Annotated in this window: 14 protein-coding genes; 7 read left to right on the forward strand and 7 right to left on the reverse strand. The window is 69.4% G+C overall.

The genetic code is table 11. From position 1 onward, the window contains the following. Positions 1–231 precede the first annotated feature (231 nt). On the reverse strand, positions 232–573 hold the full coding sequence (locus tag BLS97_RS06000) for a rhodanese-like domain-containing protein (RefSeq protein WP_090475092.1): 342 nt from the start codon (positions 571–573) through the stop codon (positions 232–234). 27 nt (positions 574–600) lie between these two features. Next, the gene (locus BLS97_RS06005; protein WP_090475093.1) at positions 601–1,488 is read right to left on the reverse strand and encodes a DNA-formamidopyrimidine glycosylase family protein; all 888 of its coding nucleotides are present in this window, start codon (positions 1,486–1,488) and stop codon (positions 601–603) included. 82 nt (positions 1,489–1,570) lie between these two features. Between BLS97_RS06005 and BLS97_RS06010 the strand changes: the two genes are divergently transcribed. Beyond that, positions 1,571–2,143 (forward strand): GNAT family N-acetyltransferase, encoded by a 573-nt coding sequence (locus BLS97_RS06010; RefSeq protein WP_157695223.1) that lies wholly within the window; start codon positions 1,571–1,573, stop codon positions 2,141–2,143. Positions 2,144–2,160: 17 nt separating this feature from the next. On the opposite strand, the gene BLS97_RS06015 is transcribed toward BLS97_RS06010, so the two are convergent. Further along, positions 2,161–3,837 carry an SDR family oxidoreductase gene (locus BLS97_RS06015; protein ID WP_090475097.1) on the reverse strand — a complete coding sequence of 559 codons (1,677 nt, stop codon included), beginning with the start codon at positions 3,835–3,837 and terminating at the stop codon, positions 2,161–2,163. A 351-nt stretch (positions 3,838–4,188) separates the two neighbouring features. Further along, positions 4,189–4,848, reverse strand: coding sequence for an NAD(P)H-binding protein (locus tag BLS97_RS06020; RefSeq protein WP_090481471.1), 660 nt, complete (start codon positions 4,846–4,848; stop codon positions 4,189–4,191). 122 nt (positions 4,849–4,970) lie between these two features. Between BLS97_RS06020 and BLS97_RS06025 the strand changes: the two genes are divergently transcribed. The 4 genes from BLS97_RS06025 (at position 4,971) to BLS97_RS22695 (ending at position 9,248) form a co-directional block, all read left to right on the forward strand. After that, a complete protein-coding gene (locus BLS97_RS06025) occupies positions 4,971–5,438 on the forward strand; it encodes a tRNA (cytidine(34)-2'-O)-methyltransferase (protein ID WP_090481473.1) in 468 nt (155 codons plus the stop codon). Between the two features lie 173 nt (positions 5,439–5,611). Further along, positions 5,612–6,550, forward strand: a complete 939-nt coding sequence (locus BLS97_RS06030; protein WP_197676431.1) for a ketopantoate reductase family protein — start codon at positions 5,612–5,614, stop codon at positions 6,548–6,550. Positions 6,551–6,696: 146 nt separating this feature from the next. After that, complete coding sequence (locus BLS97_RS06035) at positions 6,697–8,031, forward strand: SAM-dependent methyltransferase (RefSeq protein ID WP_090475098.1); 1,335 nt, start codon at positions 6,697–6,699, stop codon at positions 8,029–8,031. A 152-nt stretch (positions 8,032–8,183) separates the two neighbouring features. After that, positions 8,184–9,248 (forward strand): hypothetical protein, encoded by a 1,065-nt coding sequence (locus tag BLS97_RS22695; protein ID WP_157695224.1) that lies wholly within the window; start codon positions 8,184–8,186, stop codon positions 9,246–9,248. A gap of 57 nt (positions 9,249–9,305) precedes the next feature. On the opposite strand, the gene BLS97_RS06050 is transcribed toward BLS97_RS22695, so the two are convergent. Beyond that, positions 9,306–10,631 (reverse strand): UDP-glucose dehydrogenase family protein, encoded by a 1,326-nt coding sequence (locus BLS97_RS06050; protein ID WP_090475104.1) that lies wholly within the window; start codon positions 10,629–10,631, stop codon positions 9,306–9,308. 81 nt (positions 10,632–10,712) lie between these two features. Between BLS97_RS06050 and BLS97_RS06055 the strand changes: the two genes are divergently transcribed. Beyond that, positions 10,713–11,702, forward strand: coding sequence for an aldo/keto reductase (locus tag BLS97_RS06055; RefSeq protein WP_090475106.1), 990 nt, complete (start codon positions 10,713–10,715; stop codon positions 11,700–11,702). A 162-nt stretch (positions 11,703–11,864) separates the two neighbouring features. Further along, a complete protein-coding gene (locus tag BLS97_RS06060) occupies positions 11,865–13,184 on the forward strand; it encodes a hypothetical protein (protein WP_172832225.1) in 1,320 nt (439 codons plus the stop codon). Positions 13,185–13,342: 158 nt separating this feature from the next. Here BLS97_RS06060 and BLS97_RS06065 read toward each other — a convergent pair whose 3' ends face one another. Both BLS97_RS06065 and pruA read right to left on the reverse strand, forming a co-directional pair. After that, entirely contained in the window at positions 13,343–15,472 is a 2,130-nt protein-coding gene (locus BLS97_RS06065) for an ArnT family glycosyltransferase (protein WP_090475109.1), read from the reverse strand. Between the two features lie 315 nt (positions 15,473–15,787). Beyond that, positions 15,788–17,413, reverse strand: a complete 1,626-nt coding sequence (pruA, locus tag BLS97_RS06070; RefSeq protein ID WP_090475110.1) for an L-glutamate gamma-semialdehyde dehydrogenase — start codon at positions 17,411–17,413, stop codon at positions 15,788–15,790. Between the last annotated feature and the right edge of the window lie 85 nt (positions 17,414–17,498).

A 17,498-nucleotide genomic window follows, 5' to 3' on the forward strand; every position in this document is an offset into this window, starting at 1 on the left:
CCTCGACTTCGTGGCCGGCCCGAGCCCCCGCGGCCGATCCGCCCGCCAGCGCTGGACGGGCAGCGGGGCCGAGCAGTACACGCAGGTGCGCACCCCACGTGGCAACGGCGGCTGGGCACGCGAACACCGCAGGCACCGCAGACCGACCGCGTCCGGACGCGGCTGGTAGGACGGAACGCGCGGCGGGTGGGCGGGCCCGCCCGGCGACCAGCGCGGTGTGCTCACGAGGGGTCAGATCACTTCCGGGGTGGCGCCGGAGTCGGCGACCAGCGGCAACCCGAGCCGAATCCAACCCGACATCCCGTCGAGCACGTTGACCGCGTCCCACCCGTTGGCGTTCAGGTATTGCGTCACCCGTTCCGACCGCCCGCCGGACCGGCAGATGACGTAGAGCGGCGAGCCATCCGGGAGGTCGTCGAGCCGTTCGGCCAGCTCGCTCATCGGAATGTGGACGGCGTCAGGCGCATGCCCGGCGGCCCACTCGTCGTTCTCGCGGACGTCGAGCAGGACCCGTTCGGTCGGCAGCTCGCTGATGGTGATCTCGGCACTTCCAAGTTGCGTCACGACGCCCATCCTCCCACCGACGCCGGACGACCCCGGTTACTTGATGATTCGGGACAGCCGACGGTCGGCCAGCAGCTTGCCGGCGGTCTGACAGGTCGGGCAGTACTGGAACGAGCGATCGGCGAAGGACACCTCGGCCACCGTGTCGCCGCACACCGGGCAGGGCAGGCCGGTCCGGGCGTGCACCCTGAGCCCGGTCCGCTTCTCCCCTTTCAGCCGGGCGGCCCCCGCTCCCGCTGTCCGGGCGATGGCCCCGGAGAGCACCGAGACGATGGCGTCGTGGAGTCGCGTCACCGCTGCCTCGTCCAGCTTGCCGGCCGTCGCGAACGGCGAAAGCTTGGCCGTGTGCAGGATCTCGTCGGAATAGGCGTTGCCGATGCCGGCCAGGACGGTCTGGTCGGTGATGACGTTCTTGATCCGGCCGGTCTTGCCCCTCAGCGCTGTCCGCAGGGTGTCGAGGGTGAGCCCGGTGCCGTCCCCGCCCATCGCATCGGGGCCGAGGCGGGCCACGCCGGGCACCTGGAGTGGATCGGTGACGATGGCCGCGGCGACCGACTTCTTGGTCCCGGCCTCGGTGATGTCGAACCCGCCGGACTCGAACCGGACCCGCAGCGCGATCGGGCCGCCCATCTTCGGTGGCGTGGCCGAGATGTTGTCCGACCAGCGCAGCCAGCCGGCCCGGGCCAGGTGGATGACCAGGTGCAGGGGCGGGCGGTCGGTGTCGTCCGGGTCGACGGTGACGAAGTCGAGGAACTTGCCGTACCGGCCCGCTTCCGAAAGCACCCGGCCGACCAGGGCCGATGCCGGCGGATCGTAGGTCGTCAGGACGTTGAGCGACGCGACGGAGACGCCGACGATCCGTTGGCCGCCGGCGTGCTCCGCGACGAAACCGGCGAGGGCGCTGACCTCGGGTAGTTCGGGCATGGCAACGAGTGTGCCAGCCTCGGCTCCGGTCGGCCGGGTCTACTCCGGGCGGCCCGGCGCCCGACCTGGCATTGTCGGACCCATGCCGGATCTGGAACTGGACGAGACGACGGTGCTGTGCGGCCGTGGACTGGTGCTGCGGACCTGGCTGCCCGAGGACGGGGACGCCCTGCTCCAGGCCTGCCAGGACCCGGAGATCCAGCGCTGGACCACGCTGCCCAGCCCGTACCTGCCCGAACACGCCGAGATGTTCCTGACCGTCTGCGCGTTGCGCTGGGTGCAGGGCCTGGCCACCTTCGCTGTCGTCGATCCGGATGACACCGAGCTGCTGGGATCGATCAGTTTCGTCGGGCTGCCCGAGGAAGGTGTGGTCGAGATCGGCTACTGGATCGCACCGCAGGCCCGAGGGCGCGGTGTGGCTACCGCGGCGGTCCGGCTGATCAGCGACTGGGCACTGGACGAGCTCGGCTTCAACCGGGTCGAGTGGCAGGCCTACGTCGGCAACAACACGTCCCGCCGGGTCGCCGAACGATGCGGATTCACGTTCGAGGGGATGCTCCGCGGACGTGGCTACCAGCGCGGCAAGTTCCATGACATCTGGATCGCCGGACTACTGCACGACGACCCCCGTCCGGACGTGCCGGACGCGGTCTGAACCCGTCCGGCCCGGCCTCACCAGTCGGCGCGCCGGTAGTCCTTGAGGAAGCACCCGTAGAGATCGTTGCCGAGTTCGCCCTGGACGATCGGGTCGTAGACGCGCGCAGCCCCGTCGACCAGATCGAGCGGGGCGTGGAAGCCTTCCTCGGCCAGCCGAACCTTCGTCACGTGCGGACGCTCGTCGGTGATCCAGCCCGTGTCCACGGCCGTCATGAGGATGCCGTCGGTGAGCATCTCGGTGGCGCTGGTGCGGGTCAGCATGTTGAGCGCGGCCTTGGCCATGTTGGTGTGCGGATGGCCGGGCCCCTTGTAGCCGCGGCTGAACACGCCCTCCATGGCCGAGACGTTGACGATGTACGTGCGCCGTGCCGGGCTGGCCGCCATGGCCGCGCGCAACCGGCTGATCAGGATGAACGGCGCCGTGATGTTGCACAACTGCACCTCCAGCAGTTCCAGCGCGTCGACCTCGTCGACCCGCTGGGTCCAACTGTTGATGTGCCCGAGATCCGGCACCAGACCACCGGCGTCGATCGCCCGGCCGGCTTCCACCATGGCGTTCGACGCCGACCCGGCGACCAGGGCCAGGCGGGAGAGCTCCCGGCCGCGCAGCCCGTCGGGCAGGTGCGGCAACGGGTGCGCGGACAGCGACCCGGCCAGGGCCATGGGGTGGGCGTCGGAGATGTGGTCGAAGGTCAGCAGATCGGGCAGCGGCCCGTCGGGCAGCGGATCGGATTCCGCCGCGGCCAGCGGGGCGTACGCCCCGGGGCTGCGCCGGACCGTCTGAGCGGCGTTGTTGATCAGGATGTCGAGCGGACCGGCCTCGGCCACGGACTCGGCCAGGGCGACCACCTGCGCCGGATCGCGCAGATCGATCCCGACGATGCGGAGCCGGTGCAGCCAGTCCGCACTGTCCGGCATCTCGGTGAACCGGCGGACGGCGTCGTTCGGGAAGCGGGTCGTGATCGTCGTGTGGGCGCCGTCCCGGAGCAGCCGCAGTGCGATGTACATCCCGATCTTGGCCCGCCCGCCGGTCAGCAACGCGCGCTTGCCGGTGAGATCGGTGCGGGCATCGCGGTGGGCGTGGTTGATCGCCGCACAGGCCGGGCAGAGCTGGTGGTAGAAGGCGTCGACCTGCGTGTAGTCCTGCTTGCAGATGTAGCAGGGCCGCGGCCGGATGAACACCCCGGCCACCGCACCAGCGGCGTTGGAGACCAGCGGGATGCCCTCGGTCTCGTCGTCGATCCGCTGCGGCGAGCCGGTCGCGGTCGCGGCCACGACGGCCTTGTCGGCTGCGCTGATCGCATCCCGCCGCTGGGCCCGACGCGCGTTCTTGACCTGCTTGAAGATCCGCGCCGTAGCCCGCCGCACGGCCACCGCGTCGGGGTGCTCGGGCGGGAGGTCCTCGGCCTGACCGATCACCTTCAAGGCCAGAGCCAGCTCGGCGGGATCGATCCGAGCGGCGTCGCGGGTCGATCCGTCACCGACCGGGGCGCCTTCGGGCCGGTCGGATGCAGGCAGATCGGACGCAGACAGGCCGGATGCGGGCAGGTCGGACCAGGACAGGCCGGACGAGGACAGGTCGGACGAGGACAGGCCGGACGAGGACAGGCCGGACGAGGACAGGCCGGACGAGGACAGGCCGGACGAGGGCAGGTCGGATGCAGTCAGGGCGGGCACCGCCGGGTCGAGCATTTCGGTCACCCGTCAACGATAGGCACCTTGCGCGGCCACGCCGACCAAGATCCGCGCTACCCCGGCTCAGTTCCTGACCGTGACCCCTCGGCCGGCTCGACGAACTGGGGCGATGGACCACTCGTCATACCGGGTGCGCACTCGTCATACCGCGGGGGCGATGACGAGTGCCAGCGAGTATTACGAGTGGTCCCGGGCCGCACACACCCGCGCCGCACACACCCCGCGCCGCACACACGCCCGCGCCGCACACACACCCGGGTCCCGGATTCCACCACCGCGAAAGCCACCGCAGCCAATGGCAGATCCGAGTTCCCACCCACGGCCACCCCGAAATGACGAACGCGCAATTCACGCGCGCCGGAGTAGATCCGCGCTCTCCAAAATCCGTTGGCGCGCACCGTTGGCCGCGATGCTCAGCATGGCTCGGGCCAGCTCGTCACTGCCGATGACGTACTTGGCGGCGACGCGCCGGAGCACCGGATACAGGCTTCCCGTCACGCGATACATATTGCGGTACAAGCGATTCTTGCTCTGCACGCCATAGCGAGGCTGGATGTAGCCGGGCCGCAGCGCGTATCCGTCGAACGGCAGCGACAGCACCGCATTCTCGGTCTCGCCCTTGACCCGCGCCCACATCAGGCGGCCGTGCTCGGTCGAATCCGTACCGGCCCCGGAGATGTACAGGAAGCGCATGGTCGGGTTGCGGTCGGCGAGTTCGCGGGCGGCCGCCATCGTCGTGAAGTAGGTGACCCGGCGATACGCCGGCTCGCTCATCCCCGCCGCCGACACCCCCAGACAGAAGAAGCACGCGTCGTAGCCGGCGAGTTCCGGGCCGATCGAAGTGAAATCCAGGAAGTCGTCGTGCACGATTTGGATGACCTTGTCGTACGCGGCCGGCACCGGTGACCGGCCGATCACCAGGATGGCGGTGACCTGGGGGTCGATCAGGCATTCGCGCAGCACCGACTGCCCGACCATGCCGGTGGCCCCGAAGATGATCACCCTCATCATGTGTGGTTCCCGTCCCGCTCGATCCGACCCGCCGCCCCGGCATCCTGAGGGTAGGACACCGGCTCCCCGACCGGCCGTCGATGTCGGGAGGGCCGTCCGACCTGGCATCATCGACGATCATGTTCCGCATCGCGTTCTACCAGCCCTGCATTCCCGGCAACACCGGCAACGCGATCCGCACCTCCGCCGCCACCGGCACCGAACTGCACCTGATCGAACCACTCGGCTTCGACCTGTCCGACAGCAAGCTGCGGCGGGCCGGACTCGACTATCACGACCTCGCCTCGGTGACGGTGTTCCCGAACCTCGATGCGGCCTTCGACGCCTGGTCCGGCGCCCGAGTGTTCGCCTTCACCACCCACGCCGAACAGAATTACGCGGACGTCGCGTACCAGCCCGGGGACGTCCTGCTCTTCGGCCCGGAGCCCACCGGCCTGCCGGCCGAGGTTCTGCAGGACGCGCGGATCACGGCGCAACTCCGGATCCCGATGATCGCCGGCCGACGGTCGCTGAACCTGTCCAACGCGGCATCGATCGCGGCCTACGAAGCCTGGCGCCAGCACGGTTTCGCCAGCCCGTCTCCCTGAGTGACCAGGTCCCCTCAGCCACCCCGCCACCCCGAGGGGACCAGGTCCCCTCAGCCACCCCGTCCCCGTGAACGACCATGTCCCCGCAGCCACCCCGTCCCGCTGAGCTACTCCACGTCCCGCACAGGCACCCCGTCCAGGTCCGGCCCGCCGGGGCCGAGGACAATGCGGAGATGACCTCCCTGCGCATCCTCGTGGTCGGAGCGGGCGCCACCGGCGGCTACTTCGGCGGCCGATTGGCCCAGGCCGGCCGCAACGTCACCTTCCTCGTGCGTCCTGGTCGTGCGGAACAGCTGCGACGAGAGGGCCTGCAGATCGTCAGCGAGCACGGCAACGCCACCCTGAACCCCCAGATCGTCTCGGCCCCGGAACTCTCGACCACGTACGACCTCGTCCTGCTGTCCGTGAAGGCCTACGGGCTCGAAGCAGCAATGAGCGACTTTGCTCCGGCGGTCAGCCCGACGACGCTGATCGTTCCGATGCTGAACGGGATTCGCCACATCGATCTGCTCACCGGGCGGTTCGGCTGGGCGGCCGTGCTCGGCGGGGTCTGCGTGGTGTCGGCGACCCTCGATCCGGCCGGCCGCGTGATGCAGCTGGCCGGCATGCAGGAATTGACCTACGGCCCATTGGACCCGACCGCCCCGCCGACCGGACTGCCCCTGGTCGACGCGGCCTTGTCCGGGGCCGGATTCGAGGCGAAGCGGACCGACGCCATCCTGCCCGCCATGTGGCAGAAGTGGATCATGCTGTCCTCCGTCGGCGCCATGAACAGTCTGATGCGCGGCACCGTCGGTGAGATCGTCGCCGCTCCGGGCGGTGTCGAGTTCGCCGATGCGCTCCTGGCCGAGACGTCGGCCGTCGCCTCCGCCGCCGGATATCCCCTGCGGGACGCCGGGCGCGAATACATCCGCCACCTCATGACGACCCCGGGCTCGACGTTCACGACGTCGATGTACCGCGACCTGCTGGACGGCCGGCCCGTTGAGGTCGACGCCATCGTCGGAGATCTGGTCGAGCGCGGCCGTCAACTCGGTGTCCCGACCCCGCTGATGGGCCTGGCGCTGACCAACCTGTCCGTCCATCAGGCGCGCGCCTCGGCCGCCGGGTAACACCCGGCGACGACATCACACCGGGCCCGGACAAACTGCACCAATCCGCGGCCCGATGCTCCGCGAATGACCGGTAAGACTGGTTCGTTGCATTCACAGCGGACGTGCTCACACGCAGCCGGTCGGCCGATGAAGGAGTCCTTTCCATGTCTTTGCTCGCCCCGACGAGAACCCGTACCCAGGTCAGCCCGCAGCCCTCGGCGGGCGTCTGGCCGGGACTGCACGATGTCTCGAAATCCCCGATCCACGCCGCCATCGCGAAGCGGCTGACCCGCGCTGCGGTGAAGCATCTGCCGATCACCATGCAGTTCCCGGACGGCACGCGATGGGGCGCCGGCGGCCCGGTTCTGCAGATCGTCAAGCCGACCTCGTTCTTCCGGCGCCTGGGCACGGAGGGCCTGATCGGTTTCGGCGAAGCCTGGATGACCGGCGAGATCACCACCGGCGGGTTCGACGTCTCCCGGCCGGCCGCCGGCTACACCGCGCGCGAGGTCAACTCGGCGACCGACGAATTGGCGGCGGTGCTCACCGTGATGGCCAAGCGGATGTCCGTGCTGATTCCGGGACCGCTGCAGAAGCTACGCCGGGCCTGGCAGAGCCGGACGCCCGAGGAAGAGGAGAACACCCTCACCGGTTCCAAGGAGAACATCCACCGCCACTACGACCTGTCGAACGACCTGTTCGCCCACTTCCTGGACGAGACGATGATGTACTCCTCAGCCTGGTACGAGTTCGGCGAGGATCCGGCCGCTGATCTCACCAAGGCCCAGATCCGCAAGATCGACGGCATCCTCGACCTGGCCCGCGTGAAGCCGGACACCCACCTCCTGGAGATCGGATCCGGCTGGGGGGCGCTGGCCATCCGGGCCGCGGCCCAGCGGGGCGTGCGCGTCACGACATTGACCCTGTCGGAGGAGCAGAAGGCCTTGGCCGACCGGCGGATAGAGGCGGCCGGCCTGTCCCATCTGATCGAAGTGCGCCTGGAGGACTACCGCGCGCACGCCGCGACCCACGTCGGCCAGTACGACGCCGTGGTCAGCGTGGAGATGATCGAGGCGGTCGGCGAGAAGTACTGGCCGGACTACTTCGCCTCCATCGACCGGCTGTTGGTGCCCGGCGGTCGTCTCGGTCTGCAGGCCATCACGATGGGACACGATCGCCTGCTGGAGACCCGCAACGGCTACACCTGGGTGCACAAGTACGTGTTCCCCGGAGGCATCCTGCCGTCCCTGAAGGCCATCGACGACGTGCTGGCCGCCTCCACCTCCATGCGGGTGCAGGAGAGCCGCCGCCTCGGCCTGTCGTACGTCCCCACCCTGGAGCAGTGGCGTCATCGTTTCAACTCCGACCTGACGAAGGTGGCTGAACTCGGTTTCGACGACACCTTCGTCCGGATGTGGAACTTCTATCTGGCCTACTCCCAGGCCGGGTTCGACGCCGAGTATCTGGACGACTGGCAGCTGGGGATCGGGCGTCCGTAACGATAGGTCCGGGCCGCCGAACGAGTGAAATCGGCTGAACTTCGGCCTCTGCTCCGTCACGGTCGGTTCAAGTTCGCGAGCCCCGGGCGCCACTATCGGGAATGATCGTGGTGCACGGGTGAGTGTTCCGATCCGGAGAGGGGTGCTGCGGCATGTCAGACCGGGCCCATCCCCATCGTTCACCGGAGTTGCAGGCCCTCCTCGACGAGGTCGAACAGGCCATGGCCCGGGAAGCCGCGGCCCCGGGTGCAGCCGACCGACCAGCCGACCCGCCATCGACCACGGAACCGCCATCGGCCGAACCCACCTCGACCGGCGGCTCACCCGACGCCGGTGCGGGCCTCGCTCCGACCGGCACCACCGAGCCGGTCGCGTTGCCGACCCGATCCGCCCGTCGTTCCCGTCGGGCCCTGCTGCTGGCCGGCAGCGCGGCCGCCGCCGTGGTGGCCATCGTGGCGGTCAGCGATCGCGGGACACCGGGGGACAACCACCCCGCCACCGTGCCGAAGCCCGGGGTCGGGGTCGCGGTGATCGGCTCAACCGGCCCCGACGGACGTACCACCAGGGTCACCACGACGGCGCCGACGACGACCAGCGGCAACCGATTGATCGTCTTGGTGACCGGGGCCGACGGAAGCACCAGCACTGTCCCGGCCCTGACCTCGGCACCGTCGACGCATTCCCCCACCCCGGGTGGGCACGTCTCCTCGACTCCCGGGACGCCGGTCAGCCGCAACGGTCATCGCCCATCGATCACCGTGCAGCACCGTTCCGTCCCGCCCACACCGGACGGGACAACCGCCGGCACCGGCAGGTCCGGGCCCGCGGGCGCGGTCACGGGGACGATCATGAGCAGGACGGCGGGGTCGACCGGGAGTCTGCGCCCGGGGTCACCACCAGCGGGCACGAGAACGGTGCCCGGCGGACCGACCCGCTCAGCGACGACCACCCCGACCACCCCGACCGTCAGCGGGCCGACGCTCACCACCGAGCCGACGCTCACCACCGGGTCCGAAACCGCACCGAGCAGCGATCCGAGCGTGTCGAGCGACACGACCACCGCTCCGACGTCCGACCCCGGCGCCGTGACCGATGAGCCGGCCACGACCACCACTGACGCGACCCGCGCGCAGCCGACGTGCGTCGGTCTCAGTCTGCCGGTGGTCGGCGACCTACCCCAGCCGCTGGGGTGTCGCGGACACCGTCACCGGCACTGACCCACTGGCCTGCAGCGGCGGACCGACGACCCGACGACCGACCAGGCGTGGAAGGGATCAGACGGTGGCGGCCTCGCCGACCCAGTGGGCCGGACGCCCCAGCGGCACCAGGCTGAATCCGGCGACGGCCGCCGTCGCGGTGTCGATCACGTTGCGGCCGTCGACGATGATGCGACCGGCCATGACGCCCGCCGTCTTCACCAGATCGAGCTGGGCGAAGATGGGCCACTCGGTGAGAACCACGAGAACTGCGGCGTCGACGGCCGCGGTGTAGGCATCGGGGGCCACCACGACGTCCGGACGGTCCTTGCCGGCCACCAGATCCTTGGTGATCGCCGGGTCGTATCCGTGCAGGACCGCACCTTCGGCGGCCAGACGCCGCGCGACGGCCAGGGCCGGCGAGTCCCGCAGATCATCGGTGCCGGCCTTGAACGTCAGGCCCCACAAGGCGATCTTGACGCCGGCCAGCGAGCCGCCGGCCGCGGCCCGGATCTTGTCGGCCACCCGGTCCTGGGCATCGTCGTTGGACGTGTAGGTCGCCTCCAGCAGGGGGAACGACACATGGTGGTCGGCCGCGATGGTGGCCAGCGCCCTGGTGTCCTTCGGGAAGCAGGATCCGCCCCAGCCCGGTCCGGTCTTGAGGAACTTCGGCCCGATCCGCTCGTCGTACCCCATCCCGTTGGCGATCTCGGCCACGTCGGCGCCGACCGTCTCGGCCAATGCGCCGATGGAGTTGATGAACGACAGCTTCATGGCCAGGAAGGCGTTCGCGGCGTATTTGATCAGCTCGGAGGACTCCGGCGACGTGACGACGGCCGGAGCGCGGAGCGGCGCGTACAGCTCGGCCACGGCTACGGCGGCCGAGCGATCGGTCGACCCGACCACGATCCGGTCGGGATTCATGAAATTGCGGACCGCCGTCCCTTCCTGCAGGAACTCCGGGTTGGACACCACGGCGACGTCGGGCCGGTTGACCGTCGTCGTGATGTCCTGGGCCGTCCCCACCGGCACCGTCGACTTGGTGACGAGGATGGCGCCGGCATCGAGGATGGGGCCGATCTCGGCCACCACGTCATGCACGATCCGCAGATCGGCGCGGCCGTCGCCGCCGTCCGGGGTGGGCAGGCACAGGAAGATGTACTTGGCGCCGGCCGCGGCGGCCGCCGCGCCGTGGATGAAGGTCAGATTGCCCGACGCCAGGCCCTCCTGCACCAGTTCGTCCAGGCCGGGTTCGAGGATCGGCACCTCGCCGCGCGACATGGCGGCGACCTTGGTCGCATCGACGTCGCCGCAGACCACCTGGTGGCCGAGGCTGGCCAGGCAGGCGCCCGACGTCAAGCCGACGTAGCCGGTCCCGATCACTGCGATGCGGCCGTCAGCCATAGATGCTCCTCGGTGCTCAAGATTGTGGTGCGAGGTACCGCCCCGCAATCACCACGACCGTGGAATCGTACGCTAATCGCTATGCCCAACCCTGATCTGCGAAGACTCGGCAACTCCGGCCTTGCGGTGTCGGCCACCGGCCTCGGCTGCAACAATCTGGGTCGAACCGGCACGGTGACGGCCGACCTCGGCCCGTCCCGGGCGGTGGTCGACGCCGCGATCGACGCCGGCATCACGCTGTTCGACGTGGCCGACATCTACGGCGCCGAACCGGGCGTGAGCGAAGCGATCCTCGGCATCGCGCTGGGCAAACGCCGGGACCGGGTCGTGCTGGCCACCAAGTTCGGGATGGACGCCAAGGGCGCCAACGGCCCCGACGACGGCGCGCGCGGCTCCCGGCGGTACATCAAGCAAGCCGTCGAGGCATCGCTGCGCCGGTTGAAGACCGATTGGATCGACCTGTACCAGTTGCACCAGCCGGACCCGCTGACCCCGCTGGAGGAAACCCTGTCTGCGCTCGACGATCTCGTTCGTTCGGGCCAGGTGAGATACATCGGGCACTCCAACTTCGCCGCCTGGCAGCTGGCCGACGCCGCCGCTCTGGCCCGGGCGGCCCATTCCACACCCTTTATCAGTGCGCAGAACGAATATTCACTCCTTCGGCGAGAAATCGAGCCGGAATTGATTCCGGCCGCGGCGCATTTCGGTGTCGGGATTCTCCCTTTCTTTCCGTTGGCCAACGGGTTGCTCACCGGGAAGTTCCGGAAGGCGGAACAAGCACCCCCCGGAACTCGGCTCACGGATCTGAAGCCGCACCTGCTGGACGAGGCACCGTGGGCCGCCGTGGAGCAACTGGCCGACTTCGCCGCTCACCGTGACCTCAGCATGGTGGAGGTGGCCTTCGGGTGGCTGCTCGCGCAGCCGATGGTGTCGTCGGTCATCGCCGGAGCGACCAGACCGGAGCAGGTGGTGGCCAACGCCGCCGCCGCGAACCGATGGACCCCCACCCCGTCGGACCTGGCCGAGATCGACACGATCTTCCCGCCGGGCGGCACGCCCGGCCGGCCGTAGTCGCCCTGGACCCGGGGGCCCGGCGCGGGGTTGCCACTTTCGTCCGGTTCGACATCGTGACGTACTCTCAGGGCTCCAGTCGGCGTGGCATCACGTCGTTCATGGCTGCGCATGGTAGGGGGAACGATGTCGGTGCCGGTGGCTGCAAAGAGGCGACGGGTGGTGACCGGACGCACTGTCCCCGGCTCCGGCCGCGGCCTGCTCACCCTGTTGATGGTGGTTGCACTGACTCTGGCCGCCGCCGTGTCGGCCCCCGCATCATCGGCCGCCACCACGACCGTCAGCCCGATCGGCGGGGCCGCCCCCTTCGGGGCGACCTCCCTACGGTACGGCCATCACCTGGCCGCCGGCGGCCAGCTGGCATCGCCCAATCGGTTCGTCACTATGCGGATGCAGACCAATGGACAACTCACCGTCTGGGCCGGTGGCCGGCAGTACTGGACGTCCGGCACCAGCGGCCAGGGCAACTACGCCCAGGTCGAGAGGAACGGCTACCTGCAGATCCACAACCGGGTCGGCCGGGTGTTGTGGAGTTCGCACACGGCCGGCACCGGGAACGTGCTCTACGTCCTGAACAGCGGAAACGTCGTCATCCAGACGTCGGCCCGGAGGGTCGCCTGGCAGACGTCGACACGGGCCTCGGAACTGGACGCCGCCCAGACCCTCAGTTCCGGCCAAGCCCTGTTCGGACCAGGCGGTGAGCAACTGATCATGGGATCGGACGGCAACCTCGTCCTGCACCGGGGCAGCCCGATTGTCTGGAGCACCGGCACCGCTGGTCATCGAGGAGCCCGCCTGGTACTGACGAAGACCGGCAACCTCGTGCTCTACAGCACCACCAACCGTGTGCTGTGGACCAGCGGAACGGGCAACATCGGGGCCAGGGCCCGGCTGGTGCTCCGATCCGACGGTCATCTGGTCTTCCAGTCGGCGGCCGGTGTCGTGCGGTGGGATCCGTTCGCCAAGCCGGCCCCGCTGACCGCGGCCGACTACGCGAGCCGGCTATTGGCCATGTGGGGCGGCAAGGTCACCGGACTGCCCGGAGCCAAGAGCGATCTACTGGCGACCAGCCGCGGCCAGACCATCCGCAACAGTGACTCGTGCGGCAACACCGTCCGGGTGGACATCCGGGTGGTGCGGTTCCTGTACACCGCGACGTCGAAGTACAAGATCAAGATCAACAACATCATCACCGGTCACGGCTGCGACTCGGCCCAGCACCCCAAGGGTCGATCCACCGATCTCGGGGGCGCCTGGAACCTGACCACGGGAGCCTTCACCAGCTTCGGCGGCTACTGGGGTGCGAACAACTACGCGGTCGACCGCGAGTTCGCCGTCTACGCCTCCAGCATCCTGCCGAACGGGTCCGGTCTCGGGCAGAGCACCTGCCGGGGTACCTCATCGGCTCGGCTGCGGGCCGGCGTGCAGTTCTTCGCCGACGCGTGCAACCACCAGCACGTCCAGGTGCAGCCCAGCCGCTGAGGTACCCGTTCGATCGCCGACGACGGCACGGAGAGCTGACGGCCATCCGCCCGCAGCGGAGTTCTGGACGGCGCACGACCCGACGGTCGGTGCGGTGACCCAACGGTCGGTGCGGTGACCCGACCCACGTGGTCCGTGGTCGGATCACCGCTCGCGCGTCACGAGCCGGGCAGCAACTGCGGGAACGGCGCAGTGTTCAGCGGGGTGACCTGACCGTTGCTCTGCAGGGTGCCGAGCCAGAACGAGACCTGCTGCAGGTTCAGGTTGCTCGGCTTGCGGGAGATGACGCTCTCCCACCGCGAGAAGATCACCTTGCCCAGCGGCTGGTGACCATCGACCGGTCGCGTCCAGGTGACGGACTCGGGGAAGAACACGACGACCGTGATCGGCCCCTTGCCCTTCCAGTTGGCGGCGATCTGCGCCATGGTGGCCGGCGTGGCCTGGCTGACCGACACCACCTTGTCCGAGCACAGCTCCTGGAGGGCCGGGAGCGCGGAGCCCATGATCGGGTACGCCCCGGCCTGGACGATCAGCCCGTCGCCGGACAGCTGACAGATCTGATTGACCAGGTCGTACTCACCGACCCCCTCGCGGGAGTCGAACATCGCGCTGCCCCAGTTGGTGGCCGGCTGGATCATGAGAAAGGCGACCACGGCCACGCCGACGGCCCGGAACGATGTCCGCGGCAGCCGCATCACCACCGCTCGCAGGGCGAACGCGGCCGCGATCGCCGTCATCGGGATGACAACCGGCAGCAACCGGCGGAGGGCCCAGATCTGGTCCGGGGTGATGGCGATCTTGTTCAGGTAGACCAGCCCGACCAGGACCGGCACGGTCCACATGGCCAGCAGTTCCGGGCGTCGCTTCCGGCAGAACTCCACGGCGACGAGCACGGCGCCGACCAGAGCCGCCCCGACCACGATCCAGCCCAGGTACCAGGCCATCCAGCTGATCGACATCTCGTCATAGCTGCGGGTGCCGTCGATGGCCAGGCCCTCGGACTTCTGCCGCGCGGCCACGGCGCCGACGTAGTCGCCGCCGTCCCGGTTCTTGACGAAGTGGTCGACCAGCCAGAGCGGACGACTGACCATCACGACGCACCCGATCGCGACAACGACGCCGGCGCCGATGGTCAGGCCCTTCCGGTGATCGGACATCCAGACGGCCAGGCGCCCGGTGACCGGCCGCAGCAGGCTCAGTCCGAGACCGAGGGCCAGAACGACCGGTACGGCGGCCAGCACCGGGTAGAGCTCGCCGGACAGACCGCTGAGGTACTTCGGGCTGTGCACGGCCAGATCGAGCCAACCCAGCGCCCCCGCCGGCACGGCGCCCCAGAGGAAGACGAGCATGGCCAGCCGGCCCTCGCGTCGGCGGATCGCCGTCACCGGCGCAAGGGCCAGTAGGGCCAACGCCGACAGGACGGCCACCACGGTGAGGCCGCCGTCGATCCGGGCGATCATGGTGGCGCCGGCGAATGCCCCGGAGAGCGCGTACAGGCGCAAGCTGCGCTCTCTGATGGCCACCCAGAGGGCGACCGACATGCCGCAGACGAAGATCAACGCGGTCGGTTCGGTGTAGGGCATCCGGGAGAACGCGGCCAGCGGCATCGTCACGGCGAGCAGCGCCATGGGGGCCAGCGCCCACAGCGGCCCGAGGATCCGTCGGGCCAGCGCGTAGACCGAGAGGAGGGCGAGGGCCCCGATCGCCACGTTGCCGGTGAAGACCCCGGCCGCGCCGTGCAGCCAACCGAACACGGCCAGCCACCCGGGCAGCAGGTCGTTGCCCTGGATGTGGTTGACGGCGCCGGAGTTGCCCTGCAGGAAGTCGGTCATGACGCCGGGAACCTTGGCCGCGAGGGCCGGCAGGGCAGGGTCGAGGACGACGTCGGGGCTGGCATGATGCATCAGGTACAGGGCCGAGAGGGTGTACTGCGCCGGGTCACGGTCCAGGCCGATCATCTGGGCCGTGTGGCCCCGCTGCACCAGGTACCAGGCGATGGCGGTCAGCACCGCGACGCCCGTCCCGACCACGGCCAGACGGTTGACCTCCGGCGATAGGGGGACGAAGCGACTGGTCAGGATGACCGCGACGACAGCCACCGGGAACACCAGCCAGGGTCGGAACTGACCGGCGAGCAGGGCCACGGACACGACGACCGACACCGTCAGGAACCACGTCATCAACCGGTCGGGCAAGGTGACGAGGAAGGCGGCCGGTCGCCGGCCGATCACCGGCCGGGGAGCAGGGACCACCGGATCCAGCTCGAGGGTGGCCACGGGGCTCGCCATATGGTCAGCTCTCAGATAGGGGACGTCGACCTTGCCAAAATGCCTCCCCAGGCTGTGAATGCCCGGTGGGAGCCGAAGCCACGCCGAAGCCGCAGCAACTCGGTTCGACGGAATCGCTGCAGGTCAGTGTGGATTCGATGCTGATTCTAGGGGCGGGCGCGCCCGAGTCGGAAATCCGCGTCCGGCCCTGGCCGCCGCACGGTCACCGGTCGGGGGCCGGACCCGGGCGGATCCCGCACCGCCCGTGGAGCGGATCTTCCGCCGCCCCACGGACGATTCTTCGCGGAGATTGCGACCTCGGCCGGCCATGGAGATTCAGCGCTGGTGCGGGTAACCGACCGAGGTCGGGGCGACGAAGGTCTCCTTGATCGACCGGGGTGACGTCCAGCGCATCAGGTTGGCGGCCGAGCCCGCCTTGTCGTTGGTGCCGGAGGCCCGGGCCCCACCGAACGGCTGCTGGCCGACCACGGCGCCGGTGGGCTTGTCGTTGATGTAGAAGTTGCCCGCGGTGAATCGCAGCGCGTCGCTCACCTGCGCCACCGCCATCCGGTCGCGGGCGATGATCGAGCCGGTCAGGGCGTACGGGGACGCGCTGTCCACGGACTTCAGGACGGAGTCGAAATCGGCGTCGTCGTAGACGTGCACCGACAGGATCGGCCCGAAGTACTCGTTGCAGAAGATCTCGTCGGCCGGGTCGGTGCCCACCAGCAGGGTCGGGCGGACGAAGTAGCCGACGCTGTCGTCGTATGTGCCCCCGGCGATGACGTCGATGGAGTCGGTGGCGTGCGCGCGGTCGAGCGCGGCCTTGAGCCGGCCGAACGAGCGGTCGTCGATCACGGCCGAGGTGAAGTTGGAGTAGTCCTCCACCGAGCCGACGGTGAGCGCCTCGGTCTCGGCGATCAGCTGGTCCTTCAGCTTCGGCCAGAGCGACGCCGGCACGTACGAACGCGAGGCGGCCGAACACTTCTGGCCGGAGTACTCGAAGGCACCGCGGACCATGGCCGTGCGCAGCACGTCAACGTCGGCCGAGGAGTGGGCGACGATGAAGTCCTTGCCCCCGGTCTCGCCGACCAGCCGCGGGTAGCTGCGGTAGTTCGCGATGTTGTTGCCGATGCCCTGCCACAGGTTCTGGAACACCCGGGTGGAGCCGGTGAAGTGGACGCCGGCCAGGTTCTTGTCGGCCAGCAGGACCTCGGAGATCTCCGGTCCCCAACCCGGCAACATGTTGATGACGCCGGCCGGGAGTCCGGCCTCGACGAGCAGGTCCATGGTCAGCGACGCGGCCAGCTGCTGGGTGGTGGACGGCTTCCAGATGACGACGTTGCCCATCAGGGCGACCGCCGTCGGCAGGTTTCCGGCGATGGCGGTGAAGTTGAACGGCGTGATCGCGTAGACGAAGCCCTCCAGCGGGCGGTAGTCGGTGCGGTTCCAGATGCCCTTGCTGTTGGCCATCGGCTGCTCGGCCAGGATCTGCCGGGCGAAATGGACGTTGAAACGCCAGAAGTCGGCCAGCTCGCAGGCGCTGTCGATCTCGGCCTGGTAGGCCGTCTTGGCCTGGCCGAGCATGGTGGCCGCGTTGATGCGGGCCCGCCACGGGCCGGTCAGCAGGTCGGCCGCGCGCAGGATGATGGCCGCGCGATCGTCGAAACTCAATGCACGCCAGTCGTTCGCGGCGGCCAGAGCCGCGTCGATGGCGTCCTGCGCATCGGTCTGGGTGGAATTGGCCGACGTGGCCAGCACGCGCTGGTGGTCGAACGGGGCGACGACGTCGAAGTCCTCGCCGGCCGGCTTGCGGGTCTTCCCACCGATGACGGCCCCCAGCTCGAGCGGGCTGGTGAACGACTTCAGGGCCGCCGTCAGACGCTCCCGCTCGGCGCTGCCGGGGGCGTAGTCCAGCACGGGTTCGTTGATCGGCAGCGGCGGGTGGGTGACGGCGTCCATGGTGGTCCTCCGGGTGAGACGGGTGGCACTGCAGGAGTGAGGCGTGGGGTGAGCGCGTCCGGCCGGTCAGTCGTTGCGGCGGCCA

This window comes from Nakamurella panacisegetis (assembly GCF_900104535.1).
Classification (GTDB): Bacteria; Actinomycetota; Actinomycetes; order Mycobacteriales; family Nakamurellaceae; genus Nakamurella; species Nakamurella panacisegetis.